Genomic DNA, 21209 nt, shown 5'->3' with positions numbered 1-21209 from the left:
AAACCCCAGCCTTATACATTCGCGGTCAGTCAGGGCTTAGCCTTTGGCAATCGCAATCGCTTCCGCAGCGAGTTTTGTGATGGCGTCAAAATCACCCGCTGCGATCGCGTCTTTGGGCGTCAACCAGCTGCCGCCACAGGCGAGGACTGATGGGACAGCCAGATATTCGGCCAGGTTCGCCGCGCTCACGCCACCTGTTGGCATAATTTCAACATCACGAAAGACGGAGCCGAGCGCTTTGAGCATTTTTGGGCCACCTGCGAGGCTGGCAGGGAAGAACTTCACTGTGCGCAGACCCATATTGTAGGCCGTTTGCAATTCTGTCGCTGTGGCAATGCCCGGCAAGATCGGCAGTCCGTGTTTCTTGGCCACATTGACGACGCCTTCGGTCAGGCCAGGAGAGACGATGAAGGTCGCGCCGCATTTGACAACACGCTCCGCTTGCTCTGCCGTCAGGACCGTGCCCGCGCCGACATGCGCGTCTGGGAACGCCTTACAGATCGCTTCGAGGCAGTCATAGGCTTCATCCGTGCGCAAGACGACTTCTAGCACATTCAAGCCGCCTTTGATGAGCGCCGCCGAGATTTTGACCGCTTCCTCTGGATCGTTAGATTGCACAAGGGGAACGACGGGTGCGTTGCGAAGAGTGTCGATAATCGGGTTTGACATAATCTGGCCTTTTGATTTTACGCGAATACATATTGCGCGCTATTTGAAGGTTTAAGGACGATTTGGAAAGAGCAAATTCGAGTAATCCTTCGCATTACGATCTGCGTGCTGGGCTGCGGCTTTGGCGTATTTGCCGCTACCATACGCTTGCTCTGCACGTAGGAGATTGCGGTAGAATCCGCCCGTGCTGATCTTCTTGATCTCTTTATGCGGCCAAGCGGAGAGGCGGCCCGCATAATTGGCTTGGAAATCAACGGCGCGTTTCAAACTCTGCCCGCGCTTTGTTTCGTGATTCCATAGATCCATCCCGACACATTCTGCAATGTCAGCGGCGTCCATAAACGCTTGGATGGTGTAAGCAGTGTAGTGGAAAGGCCGCGTGCGCTTCAATTCGTGCGGCATCTGACCTTTCTTGTTGATCTGTGCGGGAATTCGATTGTCACGAATACCTTCGGAGAGAATTTGCACAGCTTTCGCGTCGCCGACAAAGGCGGAATAGGCGGCGACTTGCATGTCGTAATATATGCCGTGATTGTTGACGGTTGCGCGTTCTTCCTTGCCGTTCTTACTGGTCAGAAGCCAAAGCGTATAATCGGCAAACCAGTCTTGGATTGCGGCCACATCCGCAGGGGATAATGCGCCTTGATGTTCTAACAAGCCGATCATATCGACGAGCGCAACCAAGCGATACGTATCAATGATCCCAATGCCGCGTCCCTCTGTTCTACCGGGGATCGCTTGGCCATAGTTGAGATTTGGGTTCATTTTGGTGGCGGGATCAATAAACCATGTGCGGATTTGGGCTGCGGCTTTGTCTGCATATTTCGCATTGCCGCTGAAATAACTCGCGAGAGTCAGGGCCTCGACGTCTTTGCCGAACTTGCTGAAGCGCGAGCTGTCAAAGCTATCATCGTAGCGCTCTGGGTTGGTCTGTCCGTCCCGACGAATATAGGGCAGCCCGTCGTCGGATTTGGGATCAGGCCACCAATAGGGGCCGACGGAATAATAATCATGTTTATCGCCAGAGGGAGGCGTTTTGGTCTTATGCGTCACGCTATAGGGCCCGCGCGTCAGGGCGGCGTCGGCATTTTTGATCAGCGCGTCATAGGCAGGCATGACCTCGCGGCTATTGACTTGGACTTGGTCTTTCGCAAAAGCGAGATTGTCGTGATCCAACACATAGAGACGCGGCGCTTTGCCAGTGGGCTGTGCGCATTTATCTGTAAATTGTGGCGCCGCAGTGGATGATGTTTGCGCATCCGCAGTCATAGCTATGCTCAGAGTGCCAATAGCGGCGGTCAGGACGAATTTGGACGCGGAATGAAAAAATGACATATGATAATTCCCCAAAAAAATAGTCGAGTTGGTTTTGACGCCAACTCGACTGATCTGTCAAACTGCCAGAGCAGTTATTGTCCGCGCCGCCTAGAAGCGACCGCGGAGACCCACGAAGAAGCGACGACCACTATAATCCGCACCCGCGAGGTTATCACGTGTTGGACGATAGAAGAGGTTCGGCTCATCCGTCAGGTTCAAAGCTTGAACCCTGATCTGGAAGTTCTTGTTGATGTCATAAGAGGCTGACGCATCCACAAATTCTTGCGAGTTCGTAAAGCGGTTCTGGCCGTTCCGGAACGGTTTGAAATACGGCGAGCGACCTTTATAGGCAACACGGAGCGTAAAGTCGTCATTTTCCCAGAAGCCTGTGATATTGCCAGAATGCTTCGAGTAGCCTGGGATATTAGCAGGCTGCGTGAAAGGTGCGATTGGCAGGCTGTTACGGCCTTGACCTGGATCGGGGAATTGGAAGTCTGAGGCGGCGTAGTTATAGCCGGCCTGGAACCCAAATCCGCCCAAGAACCCTGGTAATTCAGAGAATTTGTGACGCACACTCAGTTCGACACCGACCAATGTGCTGTCTTCGTCAGAGTTAGCCGGACGCGAGAATGACAGGGCTGTCGGTGTGCCGTCGAGAATGACTGACGTTTCAATAGGAATGTTCTCACGACCCGTTTCCAGAGTCTTGTGATAAACGGCGGCCGAGAAGGCAGAGTCGTCAGAAATATACCACTCATAAGAGATGTCGAAGTTCGTTGATTCAAGTGGCTCTAGGAATGGGTTACCGCGCGGGCGGATTAACTCGCCCAGAAGAGCCGTGCCGTCATTGTCATCCGCCACTTGGAAGGCGGCGGACATATCGCGCACGTCAGGACGTGCAATCGCACGGTAAGCTGCAAAACGAAGTAGCATATCTTCTTGAACTTCAAACACCAGATTGGCACTTGGCAAGACGTTCCAGAAATCGTTAGATTCTGAACGCGCTTCGCCGAGGTTAACTGTCTCGAAGCGTGTCGTGTTTGTATTGTCCGTGACTGTAATGAAATCGCTTTGGATACCGACGGATGTGATATTTGTTTTCACGGCGCGAACACCGACATTACCATACATCGGTAGGCCTAAGGCTGTACCTTCGAAGTCGGCCATGCCGTAGATCGCGAAGGTTTCTTCGTTCACATTTGAGTCGTTCACATCAAGCGTGCTGCCAGTTGGCAGACCTGCGTCACGATCCCCTGTCAGCGCGATAAAGAGCTGCTCTGGGTTCCATGTGGCCCATGTATTATCGCCCAGACCTGCACCGTCTTCGGCGCCCTCAAACAAATCAGCGACAGGGAAGACATCGCGGCGTGCGGCAGCGACCTCTGCGGTCGTGTAATCCGTTATGCCAGCGACTTGCGTGTCGATACCGTCATCATTGATGCGGTTACGATCTGCATAGCGACCCCCCACGTGGAGCGCCGTGAAGAAGCCGTCACCCAACTCATAATCCGTATCAAGGCGGAATGCGAGGAGGTCTTCGTCATTGGTTTCCAGACGACGACGGGCGCGTTCGCCGTTCGTTGTAAATATGTCGTAATCATTCAGATCAATCGGATCGAGGAACGTAAAGGCTGGCACAGTGCGGTCCACGGCCGTCGCTTGGAAATCAAAGCGGCTATTGGTGCGGATACGCATGTCGAGTTCGTCTTGGAAACGAGATGTTTCGGAATAGCCGACATCGCCTGTGACGGTCAGCTTTTCGCCTTGCCACTCGACGCTGGCACCCATGCCGATATATTCTTCGTCACGCTGACGGAAAACCGTTTGGTTCTCGACGCGTGTTTCGCCGACCCATTCGAGCAAAGCACCTGTTGGCGAGATTTGCAGGGGGTCGATACGACGACGTCCATCCGCGAATACGAGGTTGTGACGGTTTTCGACGTCTGTCCGATCTGACCATTGCGCATCAATGTTGATGTCCCACTGATCATTCGGCTGCCACTGGATTGTACCCATGATGGAGTCGCGATCCGCATCAGTTTGCACGGCGCGCAGAATGTATTGGTTAGAGGCAAAGTAAATCTCGCCGTCTGGCGCATCACCCGCAAAGAAGCCGCCCGCAAAGTCCCGCGCGCAATCGCTTGAGCCGTTGCCGCCATTGCGTTGGGCTGTACACGGCGAAAAGGTCGAGCTGGTTGTATAAATGTCTTCGGCTGCTGTATCGCGACGGATTTGACCGCCGATAGAGATACCGATTTCGCCGCCGCCAAAGTCGAATTGATTGACATATGAACCTGTGATCCGGCCATTGTAAGGCTGGCCATCATCGACACGGTCCTCATAGTCTGAATAGCCGAGCAAGCCTTGGATTTGCAGGCGCTTCTTGCCGTAATCCAGCGGGCGCAGCGTTTGCAGTTCGATAATCCCAGAAATACCGCCTTCGACGAAGTCAGCCTGCTGCGATTTAAAAACTTGTGTTCCGCCGATTAGCTCTGACGGGAATTGCCCGAAGTTCACATCGCGACCATCGGAGCCTGTTGTGATCTCGCGACCGTTGAGAGTAGAGGAGCCGAGAAAAGCGCCCAGACCGCGGATGGACAGTTCTGACGCGCCGCCCTTAAAGCGGTCTGACGTCACGCCTGTGATGCGCTCAAGTGATTCCGCAATAGAGAGATCTGGCAGGTCGCCAATTTCGCCGCCAAAGAGGGCGTCGGACACAACAGTCGTATTCCGCTTGACCTTGAGCGATTCTTCAAAGCTTTGCTGGATTTCGCCAGTCGCAACGATTTCATCAATAGGTTCGTCAGCCGTTTGCGCAAAAGCTGTCGATGCGGATGCGATTGCAAACGCGCTGGCTGTCAATAAGACAGATTGAAGACGTGATGGTGATGTCATGAGATTCCCCTGAGTTAATTTTTGGCGGCATAATTGGCCTGACACGTTGGGGTAGACGTGACATTCTTACTATATATGTCAAGATATATATCTGACCAATTTTTCAAGACATCACAGATTTATGACAGTCTGATGCAATATTGGCACACATTATACCAATATTTGCGCCAATTTAGCCTAATTGGTCACACCAATCAGGGGGTTTAGCCAATTTTTGTCTGATCAATATGATCCATGTCGTCAAACTCTTGGTTCTCACCGCCCATTGACCAAATGAAGGTATAGGCAGCCGTTCCCGCCCCGCAATGCATGGACCAGATTGGCGATAAGGCAACTTCGCCGTTCTTGAGAATGACAGGGCGCATATTGTCTTCTTCGCCCATGAAGTGGAACACGCGCGCCTCTTCGGGGAGGTTGAAATACATGTAGTATTCGCTGCGGCGTTTATGAGTATGCGGCGGGAAGGTGTTCCAGACATTCCCAGACTCCAACATTGTAAAGCCCATGACGATTTGGCAGCTCTCGACGATGCCTGGGCGGATCGGTTGATAGATCACGCGCTTATTACAGCTCTCTTGGGAACCAAGCTCGATCATATTCGCCTTGGATTGCGGCACATGCTTGGTCGGGTAGGCTTTGTGCGCGGGATAGCTGACAAAGTAAAATTTGGCGGGGTTGTCGCTTTTATTGCTGGAGAACTGGATGCCTTTCGAGCCGCGACCAATATAGAGGCTGTCGAGGGCTTCCATGGGATAGGTCTCGCCGTCGACCTCGATCTTGCCAGGGCCGCCAATGTTAATGACGCCGACTTCGCGGCGCTGCGCAAAATATTCACTGGCGAGGTCTTTGTGGACCGGAATTTCCAGTGTCTTGTTGACAGGCACAGCTGAGCCGATCACGCCGCGATCAATGTCGGAATAGGTCAGCGGCACAGAGTCGGGCGTGAACAAATTGTCGACGACAAATGTGTCGCGCAATTCTGAATTTGTCATTGTCTTATAGCGAACAATATCGGCGGAGTAACGGATTTCCATGGGAGAACCTTTGATCTGGGTGAGGGGTGCGTGCGAGCGGCTATTTGGCCGTTGCGTTAAGTTTGGCTTGTGTGGCTTGCAGCCAAGTCAGGAATTCAGCTTGCGATTGGATGCCGCCGTCTTCTTGGACCCAAGCCGCGCCCGTAACGTAACGCGGGCTGCGATCTGTTTTGAAGACGATATAATCATCATCCGCATCGGCCGACACAGCGCTGACGTCTTCGCCGCGGTAGAATAGTGCGAGGCCGAGTCCGTCCGGCACGAGGCTTTGATCGCCGTAGCGGGCCTTATATTGCCAACCCGAACTGCCGCCAGACACCAATGATGAGGTGCCGTCATGTATGATCAGGCCCGCCGCATAGGGCAGGGCGCAATCGCCGCTAATGTCGATGTGCGTCAGGCGTTCGCCTGCGTTAATTGTATAAGTCCCGCTGACATCGCCGCCGCAAGTCTCTGATTTATTGTGTGTTACGCGAAGGACGGCTTTGTCCATATCGTCAGCGAGTATTTCGGCCTGATAGCTAGCCGCATCGCCGATCTGACGCACTTCGCCGTTGTCGAATACGCCAAAGCCGCCAGCGCCGAGCGAGTTGCCGACTTTCAGTATGTCCATACCCCAATCGGCCATGGCGTGATAATCATCGCCGCGCCCCACAGTCGACAGGACAATCGGCGCTGTTCGCTTGCCAAAGATATCGAGAGCGTTCCGTCCGTCCAAGTAAATTCGGTAGCCGACCTTGTCCGATTCCCAGCCTGGACCTTCATAAGCGACGAGCTTGTCGCCGCGTTTGAAGCCTTCGGGTGTGGTGAAGGATTTGACGGATTGGCCGCCTTCCTGCAACAAGCCTATATCGGCGCCGGCTCTATCCGTCTTTGACGATTGGTCGTTTGTTGAGGTAGCGTTTGAACAAGCTGCCAAGATCACGGCAGCGCTAAGGGGAAGTAATGGTTTGAAAAATTGGGTCATAAATACGGAATAGGGAAGATTCTTACATCTGGCAAGATAATCTGTTTGACCAATAAAGGTCAGACTGTCATGCATATATGACCAATTAAAAGAAATATGGGGAATGATGAGATGGTGAAAACACGCCACACATTTGCGACAAGTTTGCTGCTATCAGCTTGCATGGGTTTTGGAGCGTTAGGGCTGACCGCCTGCGGGAGTGCTTCTGAAACGACGACCTCGCAATCCGCTGAGAAAAGATCAATATTTTCAGAGGCTTCTATCATTGATGTGACGAACGGTGTTGCAGATTGGCAGATGGCGCGGATGGAGCGTCCTGAATGGGAGCCCTATGTGCCAAGCTTTCAGCACCGCACGATTGAGAAGCGCGGCTGGATTCAAGGCACCTATTTCAAAGGTCTTGTCGACTGGGCCGCTCAAACTGACAATGAGCGTTACTTTACATTCCTGAAGAATTTCGCCGAAAACGAAGACTATCAGCCAGAGGCGCGAATCTATCACGCGGATGACCATGTCGTGGGGCAGTATTATTTTGCGCTATATGAGAAGTATAAAGACCCTGCTATGATAGCGCCAATTCAAGAAGTCTTTGACAAGATTTTGGAAAACCCATCGACAGTATCACTGGATTTCGGGCCGAAAAGCAAAGAGGAAGGCTATTCACATGAGTGCCTGAAGCGCTGGTGTTGGGCGGATGCACTGTTCATGGCGCCGCCCGTCTGGACGAAGCTGTCCAAGATTACAGGCGATCAAAAATACCTCGATTTTTCTGACAAAGAAACGTGGATCACGACAGATTATCTGTTTGACGAAGAGGCCGGCTTGTTTCTCCGCGATAGTCGCTTTTTCGAGCGGCGCGAGGAGAACGGGAAGAAAATTTATTGGAGCCGCGGCAATGGCTGGGTGTTTGCGGGGCTGACTGACATCATTGATGATCTGCCCGCCGATTACCCGTCGCGTCAGCGCTATATTGATCTCTATAAGACAATGGCGGCGTCCCTGATTGAGAAGCAAGCTGAAAACGGTTATTGGCCAGTCTCTCTCGACGCAGGTGAGTTATACCCTGTCAAAGAAAGCAGCGGCACAGCGTTTTTCGTTGCGGGCCTTGCTTGGGGCTTGGCCAACGGTACTTTGGATGAGGCGACCTATATGGAGCCAACCCGCAAAGGCTGGGCTGCGTTGAATGACGCGGTCGCAGATGACGGTATGATCGGTTGGGTGCAGCAAGTTGGCTACGCGCCTGACAAAGTCTCTGCCAATGAAACACAGTTTTATGGGGCAGGGGCATTTTTGCTGGCTGGGGCTGCGATGCTAGAACTGGCTGAGCAAGGAAAGCTAGAAGAATGAGCGTCACTCGCCGATTAGCAACCGCACTGCTCGCCTCGACTTTTGCACTTGCCAGCCTTGGCTGTACTTCCGTTGTGCAAGACGGCACGAATTTAAAACTCGCGCATACGCTGAATGCGGATCACCCCGTTCACAAGGCGATGGTCTTTATGGGCGAGCGTTTGGATGAATTGTCTGGCGGCGAAATGTCGGTGCAGATTTATCCGAATGGACAACTCGGCAGTGAACGGGAATTAGTGGAACTCCTCCAAATCGGCTCCGTCTCTATGACCAAAGTGTCCACGATTTCGATGGAGGGCTTCTCTGATGAAATGAAGCTATTTTCCATTCCGTATTTGTTCGAAGATAGCGACCATTACTGGCGTGTCCTCAATAGCGATGTGGGGCAAGGCTTGCTCGATACATTGCGCGATGTGCGTATCCAAGGGCTCGGCTATTACGATGCGGGGAGTCGTAGCTTTTACATGACAGATGCGCCGATCAATACGCCGGCTGACCTCAAGGGCAAGAAAGTCCGCGTCCTGCCGAGCCCCACCTCGATTGCGACGGTCAATGCGCTGGGCGCCTCGGCCACACCAATTTCGTGGGGTGAGCTTTACACGGCCCTACAACAAGGCATTGTCGAGGGGGCAGAGAATAACCCGCCGTCATATTTTCTCTCAAAACATTATGAGACCGCCAAATATTATACGCTGGATGAGCATACATCTGTGCCTGATCTGATGATCATGTCGCAGCGCGTATATGACAATCTGTCCGATCAAGAAGAAGCCTGGTTAAAGCAAGCCATGGCCGAGTCTGTCGTCTATCAGCGTAAGTTGTGGGACGAGGCGTCAACGGACGCGATTGAAAAGGTAAAAGCGGCGGGTGTTCAAGTGATTTATCCCGATAAAGCGCCTTTCCGCGAGGCTGTCAAAGACGTGCGCGCCGAATTTGAAAAAGGCGAACTTGCCCCGCTGATCCGAAGAGTTGAGGCGCTAAACGGGGCGAATTACCGTGCGACACTCGGGCTGGAGGGCGAAGAATGAATTTGATTATTAAGCCACTCGATGTGGTTTTAAGATGGGCACTGATCGCCTTGGCTATCTTCATGGTGATGACGGTAACGTGGCAGGTTTTCTCTCGTTATGCCTTGCGCGCGCCAAGCTCTTTGACAGAAGAAATTGCAAGGTTTCAGCTGATCTGGCTAGGGCTCCTTGGGGCCGTCTATACATTCCGTAACCGTATGCATGTGGGCATCGATATTCTCGTCAGTCCGCTAAAGGGCAAAAAGCGTCTGGCGGCCGAGATTTTTGCGCTCGCCGCGATGATTGTGTTCGCCGCGATGATCTTGATTTACGGCGGCTCAAAATTAGTCGCGCTGACCTATGAGTTAAACCAGACCTCTGCCGCGCTTGGGGTCAAGGTGGCCTATGTCTACTCGATCATTCCCATTAGTGGCGTGCTGATCGTGCTGTATGCGGTGCATTATATTCTCGATATTATCATTCACGGACGCATCCACAAGCCCAGCGAAGTTGATCACGAATTAGATGTCGGCGCGAGCGGAACGAAGGATTAGGCCATGTTGATTTCTGTTCTAGTATTACTTGGAATTTTCTTTGTCCTCGTGATGTTGGGTGTGCCGATTGCGGTGTCCATCGCGTTGGCCTCCGTCTCCACACTGCTGCTAAGCATGGGCTTTGACCCAGCGACAACGACGATGGCGCAGAGGATGGCGGGCGGTTTGGACAGCTTTACGTTGCTCGCGATTCCGTTCTTTGTGATTTCTGGCTATCTGATGGGGCGAGGCGGTATTGCCAAGCGCTTGATTGAGGCGGCCAAAGCGATTGTCGGCACATTGCCAGGCGGTTTGGCGCTGGTGAATACGCTGTCTTGCATGTTGTTCGGCTCGATCTCGGGTTCCGCTGTGGCGGCAACCTCTGCGATTGGGACGTTCATGATCCCGACCATGGAAAAAGAGGGCTATGACAAGAATTTCTCGACCGCTGTGACGGTGACAGGGTCTATTTTAGGCCTCCTAATTCCACCGTCCAATGTGTTGATCGTCTATGCTGTGGCTGCGGGTAGTGTGTCTATCGCCGCACTGTTTATGGCGGGCTATGTGCCGGGCATTATGGCAGGTGTTGCTCTGATGATCGTCGCTGCGCTTTATGCGAAAAAGCAAGGCTACCCCCGCGGTGAGCGTCTGCCCGTTCGGGTGGCCGCGCGCAAATTACTCGAAGCAGGGCCGAGTATTCTGATGATTTTGATCGTCGTCGGCGGCATTATTGCCGGGATTTTCACAGCGACAGAAGCCAGCGCGATTGCTGTGATCTACGCGCTTGTTCTGTCATTGGTGTATAAAGAAATCAGAGTTTCTGACCTGCCAGATGTCTTGCTGAAGTCGATTGAGACAACGGCCATGGTGTTGCTGCTCATTGGGGTTTCGACGGGTATGGCGTGGGTGCTGGCTTACGAGAATATTCCGCAAGCGATCAGTGACGGTATGATGTCGATCAGTGACAATCCGATCATTATTTTGCTGTTGATCAATGTGATCTTGCTCGTCGTCGGCGCATTTCTGGATATTACGCCCGCGATTCTGATCTTCACGCCGATCTTCCTGCCTGTCGCGATGACGCTAGGCATGACGCCGCTGCATTTCGGGATCATGTTGGTGTTGAACCTGTCAATCGGCCTATGTACGCCGCCTGTGGGGAGTGTGCTATTTGTCGGCTGTGCGGTAGGGAATACGAATATTCAAAGTCTGATACGGCCGCTGCTCATGCTCTATGCCGCGCTGATCGTGGCACTGATGCTGGTGACATTCGTGCCGTTCCTGTCCGAGGGTCTGCCGCGCGCGGCTGGCCTTATCAATTAATCATATAAAGAGGGTTTCATGACATCTCACGCTTTCGATCTTTCTGGTAAAACGGCGCTTGTCACAGGCGGCAGTCGCGGCATTGGCCAGGCCATAGCGATTGGGCTCGCGGAAGCGGGGGCTGACGTCATTGTCGTCGCGTCACGCGCGGAAAATGCGGCAGATACAGTCGCGGCGATCACCAAGGCCGGCGGCAAGGCCCGCGCGCTCGGCTGTGATCAATCCGATCCCGCCGCGATCAAAGCGACAGCGGAAGCGGCAGGCAGTGTCGATATTCTAATCAACAATGCCGGCACAATCCGCCGCAGCCCCGCACGGGATTTCTCGGACGCAGATTGGGACGCTGTAATTAGCACAAACCTCACAGGGGTCTTCCAGTTCTGCCGCGCGATTGGCGGAAAAATGCTGGATCAGGGCCATGGGAAGATTATTAACATTGCCTCGCTTCTCACCTTCCAAGGCGGGATCACTGTGCCAGCTTACGCAGCCAGTAAAGGTGGTGTGGGGCAGTTGACGAAAGCCCTCGCCAATGAGTGGGCAAAGGACAATGTGCAAGTCAATGCGATTGCGCCGGGCTATATCGCAACGGATAATACGGCTGCGCTTCGGGCGGACAAAGACCGCAATGCGTCTATTCTGGGTCGTATTCCAGCGGGACGTTGGGGGGATCCGAAAGACCTCGTCGGGGCCGCAATTTTCTTGTCATCATCCGCGTCTGATTATGTCAACGGACATATCCTGACAGTCGATGGCGGGTGGATGGCGCGCTAGCCTGTCTGTAGGATGCGGGAGAAGCGGTGACGGTCTTTGGACACCTTTTCTTTGATCTTCTCAACCGCTTCAATTTCAGTCGCTTCAAACATCGTATCAATCACGCGGGAGAGGTGAGTGCGCATCGCTGTGCGCGCGGCAACAGCATCCCCGTCTTTTAGCGCGTTATAGATCGCCCAATGTTCGTCAATACTGGGTTGAACGCCCGTCATGCGGACGGTCTTATACATATTCCGCGTCAGCTCTGATTTTTCGCGCAGGCTCCACAGGTCTTCGATAATGGAAACAATCGCGGAATTGCGGGTGGCACGGGCAATCAGCAGATGGAAGTTCCGGTCAGCATGTTCGCCGCCAATTTCAGCGTCATTTTCCTTCTGCATCAAATGTATGATCGCTGAGAGTTCTTCGATCTCCTCATCAGAAATCATCGTGGCCGCCAGTCCTGCCGCTTCGCCTTCGATCAACATGCGCGCTTCGGTCAGCTCAAACGGCCCAACGTCAAGGTCAAGCGAACGAGATTTGGACGAGTCGGTGTTGATGACATATACGCCAGAGCCTTTGCGGACTTCAACACGACCCGCGATTTCAAGCGCGATGACGGCTTCGCGAATCGTGGGACGGCTGACATTGAACTCCGCCGCCAAATCACGCTCAGCGGGCAAGCGCTCGCCCACGGCATATTGGCCTGACTCAATGACCTTGAGCAGGGCGTCTGCGACACTTTTGTATAAACGCTGAGTTTTCAATTCATTCCCCAATGACTTAATAACTCTTACGCAGGATTTGCCCTGTGTGTCAAAAAATAGTTTGATAGGCATAATCAAAAGAAACATGACCAATTAGGCCATATATTCATTTATTGGCTTGTCCAATTTCCCTTGATAGGCCATAATTTCAGTCTGCAGAAAAGAGTCCGTAATCATATGACCACATCGTCCCATCTTCATCCGGACCGCTTATTCCCCGCGAATCCTGCGCAGCGCGATATTTGCCGTACCCTATATGCCAGCGTTAAGGACTTTCCGATCATCAGTCCGCACGGACATACTGATCCGAGTTGGTTTGCGGGCAATGCGAATTTTGGCAATCCAGCAGAGCTGCTGATACAGCCCGACCACTATGTTTTGCGTATGCTCTACAGCCAGGGTTTGTCCTATGAGAGCCTTGGCCTAAAGCCCAAAGACGGCGTATATGAAACCGATCCGCGCAAGGTCTGGCAGACATTTGCGGAGCATTACTATCTCTTCGCAGGGACGCCCTCGCGAATCTGGCTTGATCACGTTTTTACCGAAGTCTTCGGGATCGATAAATTGCTAACGGCTGAGACGGCGCCAGAATTTTATGACATCATTGATGCTGCGCTGAAGTCGGATGATTTCAAACCGCGCGCATTATTGGATCGTTTCAAGATCGATTTGATTGCGACGACAGAGGGTGCGCTGGATGATCTGCGCCATCACAAAGCGATGGTGGGGTCCGGATATGAGCATCGCGTCATCACAACCTTCCGCCCCGACGACGTGGTCGATGCGGATAAGCCTGAATTTGCGGATAATCTGAAAAAGCTTTCTGACCTGACAGGGTTTGATACAACGGACTGGGCGGGGTATCTGGACGCGTTACGTGCGCGCCGGGCCTATTTTCGTGACGTAGGTCGCGCGACTGCGACGGATCACGGACACCCCACGGCGCGAACAGAAAACCTCGCCCCTGCAGAGTGTCAAAAGCTGCTGGATATGTGCCTCGCGGGCAAAGCTAGCGCGGAAGAGCGCGACATGTTTCGCGGGCAAATGCTGACCGAAATGGCTGGCATGAGCTTGGAAGACGGCATGACCATGCAAATCCACCCTGGCAGCTACCGCAATCATAATCCGGGTGTGTATAACCGCTTTGGTGCTGACAAAGGCGCTGATATTCCGATGCGGGTGAATTATACGCAAGCGCTGCAGCCTTTGCTAGCTAAGCACGGCAATGAGGCGGGGCTAGAGATCATTTTATTTACGCTGGACGAGAGCAATTATGCGCGGGAATTGGCAACTTTGGCGGGGCATTATCCTTGCCTGCGCCTCGGCCCGCCCTGGTGGTTCCACGACAGCCCGCAAGGCATGCTCCGCTTCCGCGATCAGGTGACTGAGACAGCAGGGTTTTATAATACGGCTGGCTTTAATGATGACACTCGCGCGTTTCTGTCTATCCCCGCGCGTCACGATGTGGCCCGCCGTATGGATAGCTATTTTCTCAGCCAGCTCGTCTGTGAGCATAAAATTACAATGGCAGAGGCGGAACGGCTGATTGTGGACCTGACTTATAATTTGGCTGTGAAAGCCTATAAATTACCGATGAAAGCGAAGTCTGTTTAATGGATCGTTTGAACCAAAATAATCTGGCCCAGCTTGCAGCAGACGTCGCAAAGCCCAGCTATGACCGCGACGCGCTCGGCGTTGGGATCGTGCATTTGGGGCCAGGGGCTTTCCACCGCGGGCATCAAGCTGTGTTTACAGAAGACGCGATAAATGCGAGCGGCGGCGATTGGGGTATTTGTGGGATTTCACTGAACAGCCGTACTGCGTGCGATGTTCTTAATCCACAAGACAATCTCTACACGCTGGCGATCAAGGATAAGCAGCGCAGCCACCGCGTGATCGGTGTGATGAAAGACGTGATTTGCGCGAAGGACGATCCAAGCTTGGCGCTGGAGAAACTCTCGGCTGCCAGCACGAAAATTGTGACGCTGACGATCACGGAAAAGGGCTATGCGCTTAATTCTAACGGGCGGCTCGACAAAGATAACGCGGCGATTGCGGCAGACCTTAAAACACCTACCACTCCTTCGTCTGCAATCGGGTATTTGGTCGAGGCGTCCCGTCTGCGCCGCGCGGCGAAGCGACCTGCGCTTACCATGATCAGCTGCGATAATTTGCCAGATAATGGCGATAAATTGAAAACGGCCTGCGAGGATTTTGCAGAACTCATCGACCCTGATCTTGCGATTTATATTGCCGGACATGTGCGTTTTCCCAATACGATGGTCGACAGCATTACGCCCGCAACGGACGATAGCGTGATCCGCGAGGTGTCAAACGCCATCGGCCTAGAGGATCAGGCGCCGATCCAGCGCGAGACTTTCACGCAATGGGTGATTGAAGATAATTTGCCCAAAGATCGTCCTGACTGGGAAGCGGCAGGTGCGATTATCACAAAGGACGTAACGGGTTATGAAGAGACGAAGTTGCGTATCCTCAACGGCGCACACATCACACTGACTTACCTTGGCCTATTGGCGGGGGAGGAGAGCGTGGAAGACGCGATCAACCACCCGACCTTAAACCGTTTTGTCGACCTGCTGATTACGCGGGAGAGTATTCCGACGATTAACCGCCCCGAAGGCCTCGACCTCGGGACGTATTGGTCGCAAACGCAAGCGCGATTTGAGAACCCTCACATCAAACATTTGCTGGAACAGATCAGCCACGATGGGTCGCAGAAAATTCCTGCGCGCATCTTCCCCGTCCTCCGCTATCATAGCGACAAAGGCGAAGTCGCGCGTCTGGCCTGCTTCGTCGTCGGTGCATGGATCGTGTTTAATCAGAAGCGCCGCGCGGGCGGATATCCTCCCAAAGACGCTTATCTGGACCAGATCGCCGCGAGTTTGCCAGATACGGATCAAAGCGCGAAAGCCTATGCTGCGGCTTTTCTGGATAATCGCGATATTGTGCCGGCGGAGATCGCCGACGCGCCCCAGCTCCGCGCCGCTATTCTTGACGCCGCCCAGATAATCACCGATCACGGTATGATACCCGCAATCGAAGCTGTAACAACACAAACGACCTAATCAGGGACTCTGATATTATGAAAATTACAAATATAAAAACAATCGTCACTTGCCCGGATCGGAACTTTGTGACCGTTAAAATCGAGACGGATGCAGGCATTTACGGCATTGGGGATGCCACGCTAAATGGCCGTGAACTCTCTGTTGCCAGTTATCTGCAAGACCATATCGCCCCGACCTTGATCGGCAAAGAAGCAGGTCGGATCGAAGATATTTGGCAATATCTCTATCGCGGCTGTTACTGGCGTCGCGGCGCAGTCACGATGACGGCGATTGCGGCGATTGATACGGCGCTATGGGACATCAAAGCTAAGGCCGCGAATATGCCGCTTTACGAACTGCTCGGCGGGAAGTCGCGCGACGGTGTTATGGTCTATGGCCACGCCAATGGCGGCGACATTGCGGAGACTGTAGACGAGGTCGCGAAGTATAAAGAGATGGGTTATAAAGCCATCCGCGCACAGACAGGGATTCCTGGGCTGTCCTCGACTTACGGTGTGTCCAAAGACAAAATGTATTACGAGCCAGCGGACGGCAATCTGCCGACGGAAAATGTCTGGTCAACGTCCAAATATATCAATCATGTGCCAAAGCTGTTTGACACACTGCGTGATAAATTCGGCTTTGACGTGCATTTGCTGCATGACGCCCATCACCGCCTGACACCGCAGGAAGCCGCCAAGGTCGGGAAATCGCTAGAGCCTTACAACCTGTTCTGGCTCGAAGACACGGTGCCTGCGGAGAACCAAGAAGCCTTCCGCATGATCCGTCAGCACACAACAACGCCTCTGGCTGTTGGCGAGGTGTTCAACTCGATTTGGGATTGTAAGAAGCTAATCGAAGAAGGCTTAATCGATTATATTCGTAGCACGGTTGTGCATGCAGGCGGTATCTCGCACCTGAAGAAAATCTTTGAATTCGCGGCCATGCACCATGTGCGCTCTGGCAGTCACGGCGCGACGGATTTGTCGCCCGTCTGTATGGGCGCGGCTTTGCACTTGGATACGGCGATCTATAACTTCGGTGTTCAGGAATATATGCGCCACACGGAGAAGACAGACGAGGTCTTCCCGCACGCTTATACCTTTAAAGACGGCTATCTCTATCCTGGTGATACGCCAGGTCACGGTGTCGATATTGACGAAAAACTAGCCGCGAAATATCCATATGAACGCGCCTATCTGCCCGTGAACCGTCTCGAAGACGGCTCTATGTTTAACTGGTAAGGATACCTGCCCATGACACTCCGCACAGCCACATTGCTTTTTGTAAGCTCATTCGCTCTCGCTTTGGGGGGCTGCAATATGAGCGAGTCCACCAGCATAAATAAAAACGGTGTTGAGGGCACGGGTACGGGGCTTCCCTCAACGGTCGCAAAAGTGACGGAGCCGCGTCAGAAGATTAGCGCGGATTGGCATTATCTGGAAAACGCAGCGGTAGACCCTGCTGTCGCTTCCGAGGTTGATGAATGGACGTCTGTTGACTTGCCGCATACCTGGAATGCGGATGATACAACGGACGTGATCACAGGCTATCGCCGTGACGGTTCTTGGTATCGCAAAACGCTCGATATGACTCCCGAAGACGGGCAGCGTTATTTCCTGCATTTCGAAGCGGCACAGATGAAAGCGGACGTTTATGTCAACGGCAAGAAAGCGGGCGACCACGTTGGCGGCTATACAGCCTTTGACATAGAGATCACAGATCAGGTCAAAGGCGGGGCGAATGAAATCCTCGTGCGTGTCGATAACGGTGTTGATAAAAACCTTGTACCTTCGCAAAAAGCGGACTTCTTTCAATATGGCGGCCTGACGCGCGATGTATTTGTCGTGACGCGGCCTGAGAATTACCTCAAGCAAGTCCGCGTGCAGACGCCAAATGTGACCAAGGAATCCGCGACGGTTGCGCTGTCGACCTATGTGGTAGGTCTCGACGGATTTGCGCCAGCTTCCTTTCGTCATACAATTACAGGGCCAAATGGCGATGTGGTCGCGAGCGGCAATGACCCCGTTTACACCATTGCTGATCCTGCTTTGTGGTCACCTGACACGCCAAACCTCTACCGCCTCAAGACGGAGATGCTGGATGCGGACGGTAATGTCCTAGACACATTCGAAGACAATTTCGGCCTGCGTTGGTTTGAGTTTAAAGCGAACGGGCCATTCTTCCTCAATGGCGAGCGGCTGCTCCTGCGCGGCACACATTTACATGAAGGTCACGCGGGTATGGGTTCGGCAATGTCGGATGAGCAGCGGATTGCTGACCTGACCGCGATCAAAGAACTGGGCGCAAATTTTGTGCGTCTTGGTCACTATTCCCATGACCCTGTGATTTACGATACGGCCGATAAGCTTGGCATCATTCTCTATGATGAGGTGCCGTGGAATCGCGGGGGTGTTGGCGGCGCGGAGTGGCGTAAGAACACGCAGGAAATGACCCGCTCTATGATCGAGCAAAATTATAACCGCGCGTCAGTCTTCCTGTGGTCGCTGGGCAATGAAATGTATTGGCTGCCAGACCAAGAGGGCGGCGGAGATAAAACCCGCGTGGCGGAAGAGTTGCAACTGCTGCACGATATTGCCAAAGAGATGGACCCGGGACGCTTGACGACGATCAGGAAGTTCCCTGAAGGTGCTGATATTATTGATGTTTATTCGCCCTCTATTTGGGCGGGCTGGTATGGCGGTGGCTATGTTCAGTATCAAGAAGCGATAGAAAAAGCCCGCGCCGAGCATCCATATCTTTTGCATATGGAATATGGCGGCAGCTCCCATGTCGGGCGTTTCTTGGAAGAACCGTTCGGGCGCTACGGCACATCTGATCCAGAGAATTTAGGCACAGTCGAAGAAGCCGTGAACCAGACTGGCGTCATTTCTGTCGCGAAATCCAAAGTATGGGACATGTCCTATATGATTGATTTGTTCGACTGGTATCTGCGCATTTCCGAGACTGATCCGGACTTCGCAGGGAGTGCGCAATGGGCGTTCAAAGATTTTGGGACGCCGATCCGTCCTGAAAACCCGCTGCCTTTCGTAAATATGAAAGGCTTGGTGCAGCGCGACGGAGTGAAGAAAGATGTCTATCATGTCTTTGCCAGCTACTGGAAAAAAGACCCGACCTGTTGGATCGAAAGCCCGAGTTGGAATTATCGCGAGGGGAAAAATGGCGAGACCAAGACGATCTCCGTCTTCTGTAATACCGACAGTGCAGAGCTGTCGTTGAATGGCAAGCCCTTGGGAACGAAGACGCGGGACATCAATAAATATCCGGCCTCTGGCCTGACCTGGGATGTGGAGTTCAAAACTGGCGAGAACACGCTATCGGTTCAGGGCTTTGATAAAGACGGCGGGGTTGTCGCTGGCCATAGTTATGACCTGCAATATACAACGCAAAAAGCGGGTAAGATGGTTGATATTGTTTTGACCGCTAACCCGAATGATGACGGGTCTTACACGATATTTGCCGAGGCGCAGGATAAGAACGGCTTGCGTGTGACGTCCATGAATGATCGCGGGTATTTCACCATTGATGGTGGCGGTAAATTCTTAATGAACCAAGGTACGCCAACGGGCAGCCAGACTCGCGAATTTGCGAGCGGCACGTCTTCGATTATCATGTATCCGGGCGAGACAGAGTCTGTCGTGAACATTCAGACGCAGGACTACCGCGGATATTATATCACAGTGCCCGCCAAATAAGGCGAGACTGACCGCAGACACAGACTTTGGCGCGCAACAATGACGTGCCAATGAGATAGATGAAGAATGGGGATTTGATATGAAACAGCTTCTACTCGCGACCGCGATCGGGTTTATGCTTAACGCGTGTCAGGCCAGCACAGACGCGATGTCTGACGCCGCCTCTGATGGGGCAAATGCCGCCAAAGATATGGCGAAATCGGCTGTTGCGACTGTGACAGCTCAGAAAGCAACTGAGAAATCTAGCGTTCTGACGGGCGAGCATTATGTGCCTGATTATTCCTATGCTGGCTACCGCAATGGGAATGTGCCTTTGGGGCAAGTGACGGGCGCTGTTTTTGACGTGACCGAATACGGCGCGGTGGCCAATGACGGGTTGGACGATACGAAAGCTGTGATGAAAGCGTTGGACGCCGCCAATGCCTATGACGGCCCTGTCGTGCTGCAGTTTCCAGCTGGCCGATTCATCATGTCTGATATTCTCTATATCGAACGTAGTGATTTTTCACTTCAAGGGGCGGGATCAAGCGGCGCGGAGGCGACAACGCTATATTATCCTTTCCCGCTCAACACCCTCCCAACACCCGCCGCGTTCAAAGAATTGAACGAATATCTGCTTGAATTTGATAAGCGGGAGCGTCAGCCAGAGAATAATGTTGATATGCCGTTTTCGCTCTATGCGTGGAGCGGGGGCTTCATTTGGACACAAACGCCCAATGCGCGCGGCAAGGCTTATCTGGAAAAATATGATAATTTTCCTGAGCCCGAGACCCTGCTGAAGGCGGCGCCAAAGGATGCTCTGTCTATCGATGTGGCTGATGCGTCAGGTGTCGAGGTCGGCGATGTGTTCAAGATCGAATGGTATAACCGAGGAGGGGAGTTCGGTTCCCTGCTGGAAGAGATGTATGGCGACCGCACACGGTTTGCAAAGCTCGGAGGGCATCACTGGAATTTCCCGCGTCGTGCGCTGATCACGCAAATGGTACGGATCACGGCGAAAGACGGCAACACGCTCGGCATCTCGTCGCCGCTGGTTATGGAAGCGCGTCCTGAATGGGAAACCGCGCTCGTGCCGTGGGAGCATTTGCAGAATGTAACGATCAGCGATCTGAACATCGACTTCCCAAATGGTATTCGCATGCCGCACCATGTCGAGGACGGTTTCAACGCGATTTACCTGATGAGCCTCTTCGATAGCTATGTCGATAACGTCACCATCAATAATGCCGATAGCGGAATTATCACGGACGATATTGGCAATGTCACAATTTCAAATATCACAACCAAAGGCGATCACCGCGCCCATTACACCGTCCATATGGGCAGTGTTTTCAATGTGTTGGCAGACAATATTCGTGTTGAAAATACGGCGGAACACCCGTTGAGCTTCAACACTTACGCAGTCAAAAGCGTCTATAAGGATAGCACGGTTTTAAAGGCGGCTCGTTTGGATCAACACTCGGGTGCGAACCATCATAACTTGTTTGATAATATCACGGCGAAGATCCAACTGGGCGATGATGACAATAGCTTCAAGGTCTTTGACGGTGGCGGCGCGGGATATTGGAAGCCGTCTCACGGGCGACATAGTTCGATGTATAATATCAACGTCGTGGTCGAAGGCGGGGCTGACGGGCCGATTACTTTCATAGGCCCACAAGACGGTGTCGAAGCTAACCTGATCGGGATTCACAGCAATCGCGAGTTCGAGATTAGCTACGGCCCTGACACCTTCATTGAGCAAAAAGGCCTGATACCTGTTGAGCCATCACTATATGATTATCAAATGCAACAACGGAAAAAGGCGGGCCAATAA

16 protein-coding genes are annotated in these 21209 nt (G+C 52.9%); 10 read left to right on the top strand and 6 right to left on the bottom strand.

Annotation, left to right across the window (positions count from 1 at the left end; genetic code table 11):
* Positions 1 to 36 precede the first annotated feature (36 nt).
* The 5 genes from AB8615_RS07745 to AB8615_RS07725 all read right to left on the bottom strand — a co-directional run bounded on the left by AB8615_RS07745 (position 37) and on the right by AB8615_RS07725 (position 6882).
* Positions 37 to 669, bottom strand: coding sequence for a bifunctional 4-hydroxy-2-oxoglutarate aldolase/2-dehydro-3-deoxy-phosphogluconate aldolase (locus tag AB8615_RS07745; protein ID WP_409432038.1), 633 nt, complete (start codon positions 667 to 669; stop codon positions 37 to 39).
* A gap of 51 nt (positions 670 to 720) precedes the next feature.
* On the bottom strand, positions 721 to 2004 hold the full coding sequence (locus AB8615_RS07740) for an alginate lyase family protein (RefSeq protein WP_409432037.1): 1284 nt from the start codon (positions 2002 to 2004) through the stop codon (positions 721 to 723).
* Positions 2005 to 2094: 90 nt separating this feature from the next.
* Positions 2095 to 4881: a TonB-dependent receptor gene (locus AB8615_RS07735; protein WP_409432036.1), complete on the bottom strand. Its 2787-nt coding sequence runs from the start codon at positions 4879 to 4881 to the stop codon at positions 2095 to 2097.
* A 203-nt stretch (positions 4882 to 5084) separates the two neighbouring features.
* Complete coding sequence (kduI, locus tag AB8615_RS07730) at positions 5085 to 5915, bottom strand: 5-dehydro-4-deoxy-D-glucuronate isomerase (protein WP_409432035.1); 831 nt, start codon at positions 5913 to 5915, stop codon at positions 5085 to 5087.
* A gap of 40 nt (positions 5916 to 5955) precedes the next feature.
* The gene (locus AB8615_RS07725) at positions 5956 to 6882 is read right to left on the bottom strand and encodes a DUF4861 family protein (RefSeq protein ID WP_409432034.1); all 927 of its coding nucleotides are present in this window, start codon (positions 6880 to 6882) and stop codon (positions 5956 to 5958) included.
* A 111-nt stretch (positions 6883 to 6993) separates the two neighbouring features.
* Between AB8615_RS07725 and AB8615_RS07720 the strand changes: the two genes are divergently transcribed.
* The 5 genes from AB8615_RS07720 to kduD are packed head-to-tail and all read left to right on the top strand — an operon-like array spanning position 6994 to position 11863.
* Entirely contained in the window at positions 6994 to 8229 is a 1236-nt protein-coding gene (locus tag AB8615_RS07720) for a glycoside hydrolase family 88/105 protein (RefSeq protein WP_418152084.1), read from the top strand.
* Positions 8226 to 9257, top strand: a complete 1032-nt coding sequence (locus tag AB8615_RS07715) for a TRAP transporter substrate-binding protein (protein WP_409432032.1) — start codon at positions 8226 to 8228, stop codon at positions 9255 to 9257. The genes AB8615_RS07720 and AB8615_RS07715 overlap by 4 nt, the downstream gene beginning before the upstream one ends.
* Complete coding sequence (locus tag AB8615_RS07710; RefSeq protein WP_409432031.1) at positions 9254 to 9790, top strand: TRAP transporter small permease; 537 nt, start codon at positions 9254 to 9256, stop codon at positions 9788 to 9790. The genes AB8615_RS07715 and AB8615_RS07710 overlap by 4 nt, the downstream gene beginning before the upstream one ends.
* A 3-nt stretch (positions 9791 to 9793) precedes the next feature.
* Positions 9794 to 11092, top strand: a complete 1299-nt coding sequence (locus tag AB8615_RS07705; RefSeq protein ID WP_409432030.1) for a TRAP transporter large permease — start codon at positions 9794 to 9796, stop codon at positions 11090 to 11092.
* Between the two features lie 18 nt (positions 11093 to 11110).
* Positions 11111 to 11863: a 2-dehydro-3-deoxy-D-gluconate 5-dehydrogenase KduD gene (gene kduD, locus AB8615_RS07700; RefSeq protein WP_409432029.1), complete on the top strand. Its 753-nt coding sequence runs from the start codon at positions 11111 to 11113 to the stop codon at positions 11861 to 11863.
* On the opposite strand, the gene AB8615_RS07695 is transcribed toward kduD, so the two are convergent.
* Positions 11860 to 12609, bottom strand: coding sequence for a FadR/GntR family transcriptional regulator (locus AB8615_RS07695; protein WP_409432028.1), 750 nt, complete (start codon positions 12607 to 12609; stop codon positions 11860 to 11862). The two genes, kduD and AB8615_RS07695, sit on opposite strands and share 4 nt — an antisense overlap.
* Before the next feature lie 177 nt (positions 12610 to 12786).
* Between AB8615_RS07695 and uxaC the strand changes: the two genes are divergently transcribed.
* The 5 genes from uxaC (at position 12787) to AB8615_RS07670 (ending at position 21209) form a co-directional block, all read left to right on the top strand.
* A complete protein-coding gene (uxaC, locus tag AB8615_RS07690; RefSeq protein WP_409432027.1) occupies positions 12787 to 14223 on the top strand; it encodes a glucuronate isomerase in 1437 nt (478 codons plus the stop codon).
* Complete coding sequence (locus AB8615_RS07685; RefSeq protein ID WP_409432026.1) at positions 14223 to 15695, top strand: mannitol dehydrogenase family protein; 1473 nt, start codon at positions 14223 to 14225, stop codon at positions 15693 to 15695. Before uxaC ends, AB8615_RS07685 begins: the two co-directional genes overlap by 1 nt.
* Positions 15696 to 15712: 17 nt before the next feature.
* Positions 15713 to 16921, top strand: coding sequence for a D-mannonate dehydratase ManD (gene manD, locus AB8615_RS07680; RefSeq protein ID WP_409432025.1), 1209 nt, complete (start codon positions 15713 to 15715; stop codon positions 16919 to 16921).
* Positions 16922 to 16999: 78 nt separating this feature from the next.
* A complete protein-coding gene (locus tag AB8615_RS07675) occupies positions 17000 to 19393 on the top strand; it encodes a glycoside hydrolase family 2 protein (protein ID WP_409432024.1) in 2394 nt (797 codons plus the stop codon).
* Positions 19394 to 19472: 79 nt separating this feature from the next.
* A complete protein-coding gene (locus AB8615_RS07670; RefSeq protein WP_409432023.1) occupies positions 19473 to 21209 on the top strand; it encodes a hypothetical protein in 1737 nt (578 codons plus the stop codon).

The sequence above is a fragment of the Litorimonas sp. RW-G-Af-16 genome (genome assembly GCF_048319245.1).
Classification (GTDB): Bacteria; Pseudomonadota; Alphaproteobacteria; order Caulobacterales; family Maricaulaceae; genus Litorimonas.
The sequence above is the reverse complement of the archived record's forward strand: the minus strand, read 5'-3'. Positions and strand labels throughout refer to the sequence as shown.